We start from the raw sequence: 3,760 nt of genomic DNA on the forward strand, positions 1-3,760 counted from the left end.
CAGACATCGGTTACCGCTCTCCACCCCTTCCGACGACACAGCCCCGAAAAGTGTGAGCCCCGGAAAAGTGACCCTCGTCACACAAGGAGGCTCCGGGTGGTGTCACACTTTTTCCCCGGTGACTTCGTGCAGCAGATCGCGCAGCAGAGGCGACAAGCGCAGGTAAGGACCGAGGTTCAGGTGCTGCCCGGACGCAGACCACTTCAGGGCCGCGATGACGAACGGGTGCCCGGGGTACGTGCACCGCGTGTTCCGCACGAACTTCTCGATCCGCGGGTCGAGGGGGACGGGCAGCGCCGACGGGTCCCAGTCGCGCACCGGTGCGGGCGCGTAGCAGATCTTCTCGATGCGCGGGGATTCCCAGCCGAGAGTCACGTAGCACCTGAACGACCTCTGCGCGAACCGGAGCGACGGCCCCTGCGGTTCCGGCAGGCCCAGTGCCCGGTTGAGCGACCGGATGTTGTGTGCCGTACGGAAGGCGCTCGGCAGCTGGGCGAAGTACAGGTTGACCGCCCTGCTGCGATAGTTGATCCCCACCATCGCCACGTCGTGCATGTGGTGGCGCGCGAAGAGGTCCGCGTTGCCGGCGACAGAAGGCGGCATGGAGGGGAGGTCCGCGAGCTGCGCCACGGTCAGCGTGTCGCCGGGGAAGTGCGCGTAGATCTTGCTGAAGCCGCTGACGATGCCGCCGTCGATGAAGTACTCGCTGACGGGGACGCGCGCCCTGAGGTCCGGGAGCAAGCCGGCGACGGGATGGTCCGGCTTCGTGACGAAACCCTCCGACAGCGCCACGGCGTAGGGGTCGGGGCCCGTGGCCGGCACGGTGATGGTGTAGTCGAGGTCCTCCGGCGGGTTGGCGCCGGTCGCCACGCTCAGCACCATGCCGGCGTCCGCGAGTCCCTCGCCGTACGCGGTCAGCACCGGCCGGATCTTCTCGGGTGAGCAGGGCACCCCCAGCAGTCGGGCCGACTCCTCAATGGTCAGATACACGTCTTCGACCGTCGTGGCTGCGGACATTTTTCCTCCTCCAAGTGCCTGACTTTCCCGTGCGCGGCAGGCTTCGGCTCACAGGGACGCATGAGGGATGACGCGGGACGCCGTGACGCGGCAGCGCAGGGCAGGGGCGGGCGGCGCGAAGGGACGAGACGTCTTCGACGTGGTCTCCGCCGTGACGGCGAAGGGGTGGACCGCCAGGGGCCTGGACTCTCAACTCTGCTGCCCACGACAGATTTTGGGCAGGGTCGGCGTGCTGGAAGAGTGACACGGTAGCCGTCGCCGCGCCAAGACCGCCGCATGGTGAGGTGGATCACGCGGCGCGAGCAGGCCCGCTCGACCAGGCCTCGAGAGGTCTCCGCGAACAATCGAGCCGTTGCCGCCGCCCGCGGCCGCCAGGGGCTGTCACCTGCGCGCGTCCGGCGGTGTCTGCATGCCAGAGCTGGACCACGCACGAGGAGCGGGAGAACACCATGGCACTGCGCGTTCCCAAGGCGGAACTCTCCGAGGAACTCACCGAGAACCTGACCAAGACGTACGGCGTCGTGCCCGAGCCCGTCGCGGTGGCATGGCACAACCCCAAGGTGGCCGAGTCCACCCTGGAACTCGGGAGCAAGGCGAACGAGTGGGACGCGGTCGACGAGGGCCTCAAGACGTTCGCGCACATGGCCGTCGCGGCCCAGGTCGGCTGCACCTGGTGCCTGGACATCAACTACTTCCAGGCGCTGAACCAGAACCTGGACCTGGCCAAGGCCAGCCAGGTGCCGAACTGGCGGCAGGCGGACGTCTTCACGCCGCTGGAGCGGGACGTCCTGGAGTACGCCGAGGCGATGACGAGCACGCCGCCGGCGGTCACCGACGAGCTGTCCGCGCGGTTGCACGGCGAGCTCGGCTCGGCCGGGCTGGTCGAACTGACCGCGTTCATCGCCTTCGCCAACCTGGCGACCAGGAACAACAACGCACTGGGAATCCAGTCCCAGGGCTTCTCCGAGGCGTGCGAGATCCCGCTGGCCGCGCGTCCCGCGGACGCCGGGTGACGCGCCGCAGCCCGGCCCCGCGGGACCGGGCTGCGGCGCCGCCGGCCCGCGCGACGGGTGCGGGGGAACCCGTGGCGCGGGCCTCGTGCACTGCGTCGGTCAGGAGACCTGGAGCCTGAGGAGCTCCCCGCTGTTGGACAGCGTGTTGTTGGTGACGTAGATGTCACCGTTGGGGGCGATGTCCAGGCCCGTGGGCAGATTCAGCGTGGTGCCCGCGCTGATCGGCGTGAGGGCTCCTGTGGTCTTGTCGATCAGGGTCAGGGCACCGGTGCCGGGCTCGCTCACCGTGTCGCCGGTGGCGTACGACAGGGCGACCAGATTGCCGTCGGGCCGGACGGCGAGGTCGATGACACCGGTCAGGCCGGTGGTGAAGACGGTCGGGTCGTAGCCCGGCTGCCAGCGCCATATGCGGCCGAGGCCCGTGCGGATCCCGCTCATGTCGGAGATGTAGTACGCGCCGTCCGCGCCCTTGACGATGCCGGTCGGCACCGCCTCGGCGTCACCGTTCCTCGGGAAGGCGAACTCTGTCCTGACGGTGCCGTCCGGGCCCACTCGCAGCAGGGTGTTGCCGGCGGCGTCGGTGACCAGGTGGTCGCCGCCGACCTCGACCGACCGCTGCGGGTTGGAGAGGACCTCGGCCCCGTCCGGGTTGACGCTGCTCTCGTGTGCGGCCAGGTCGCCGAGGATCGCGCCCTTGGCGATGGCCAGCGTGCCCAGCGGCGCGGCGCCCGTGCCCAGTGCCGCACGGCTCGTGGCGGTGCCGCTCAGGCTGTAGGTCACCCGGTAGGAGCGGCTTCCGGTGTACTGGACCTCGTTCGCCCCGGCGATCACATTGCTGCCGTCGGCGCGGACGATCATCTTCGACGGCAGGCCGGTGACGACCCGGCCCTTGCTGGTGCCCTTCACCCGGTAGATGGAACCGGTGAAACCGAGGCACTGGGAGCCCGGCTCGGTGCAGGCGGTGGCCGGGCCGCTGCCGGACTCGGCGACGAGGATCGAGCCGTCGGACTGGATCGCGACGTCACGCGGGTTCTTCAGGCCCGACGCGATGACCGTGGCCGCGGCCTCGTCCTCGGCGGCCGCGGCCACGCTCTGGCCCGGTATCGCCATCGCCGTGAGCCCGCCCACGACTGCCGTTGCCAGGAAGGCCCCCGCCCAAGACTTGGTTGCTCTGGACATGTCTCTCCTCAACTTGGCACGCCCCCGCAGTCAGGAGCGAATCAAACCGGCATCACCGTAGACGCAGGAATTGGCCGGAATGCAGTGTGCAACATCGGAAATTCCGCGGTCGCGCGGCGACTTCGCCCGTGGAAAGCGGTTTTCCTGCGCTTTTCCGCGAACGGAATCCGTGCCGTCTACAAGTAAGGAAGTCGGCATATTCGGACGGAGCGTGCCCGCCCTTGATGACGGGAAGCGGATACGGTTCGATGTGGCCCGGGTCAGTCGATCCCCGCCAGGCGCAGCAGCAGCGATCGCACCTCGGTCGCGGCGACGGGGCCCGACACCTGGCCGGGCCGCGAGCAGAGCAGTACCGGTCCGTCCTCCGGGCGTTCGGGGAGGCGGCCGTGGCTGCCGCGGATGGGTGTGGGGTCCAGGGGCACGACCGCCATGCGGTAGCGGATGCCGAGTTTCTTGCGGGCCAGGGCGGTGGCGGCCTTGATCTTGATGTAGGGGTCGTGGGGGTCCATGAACAGCTCGACCGGGTCGTAGCCGGGTTTGCGGTGGATCTC

The 3,760-nt window shown here is 69.2% G+C and carries 3 protein-coding genes and 1 pseudogene; 1 reads left to right on the forward strand and 3 read right to left on the reverse strand.

The genetic code is table 11. The features are described from left to right. Nucleotides 1–102: 102 nt before the first annotated feature. Nucleotides 103–1,017: an aromatic prenyltransferase gene (locus tag IE142_RS34415; protein ID WP_191889372.1), complete on the reverse strand. Its 915-nt coding sequence runs from the start codon at nucleotides 1,015–1,017 to the stop codon at nucleotides 103–105. Between the two features lie 449 nt (nucleotides 1,018–1,466). Here IE142_RS34415 and IE142_RS34420 point away from each other — a divergent pair, with 449 nt between their 5' ends. Next, complete coding sequence (locus tag IE142_RS34420; protein ID WP_043384956.1) at nucleotides 1,467–2,030, forward strand: carboxymuconolactone decarboxylase family protein; 564 nt, start codon at nucleotides 1,467–1,469, stop codon at nucleotides 2,028–2,030. Nucleotides 2,031–2,129: 99 nt separating this feature from the next. On the opposite strand, the gene IE142_RS34425 is transcribed toward IE142_RS34420, so the two are convergent. Continuing rightward, the gene (locus IE142_RS34425; protein WP_191889373.1) at nucleotides 2,130–3,209 is read right to left on the reverse strand and encodes a ScyD/ScyE family protein; all 1,080 of its coding nucleotides are present in this window, start codon (nucleotides 3,207–3,209) and stop codon (nucleotides 2,130–2,132) included. Between the two features lie 260 nt (nucleotides 3,210–3,469). Continuing rightward, a pseudogene (locus IE142_RS34430) lies at nucleotides 3,470–3,760 on the reverse strand (alkaline phosphatase family protein); the annotation flags it as partial.

This window comes from Streptomyces mutabilis (assembly GCF_014649815.1).
Classification (GTDB): domain Bacteria; phylum Actinomycetota; class Actinomycetes; order Streptomycetales; family Streptomycetaceae; genus Streptomyces; species Streptomyces mutabilis.

What these genes read in the sequence shown, in the direction of transcription:
- IE142_RS34420 (WP_043384956.1), top strand. Translation starts at nt 1,467, where the DNA reads ATGGCACTGCGCGTTCCCAAGGCGGAACTCTCCGAGGAACTCACCGAG.
- IE142_RS34415 (WP_191889372.1), bottom strand. Translation starts at nt 1,017, where the DNA reads ATGTCCGCAGCCACGACGGTCGAAGACGTGTATCTGACCATTGAGGAG.
- IE142_RS34425 (WP_191889373.1), bottom strand. Translation starts at nt 3,209, where the DNA reads ATGTCCAGAGCAACCAAGTCTTGGGCGGGGGCCTTCCTGGCAACGGCA.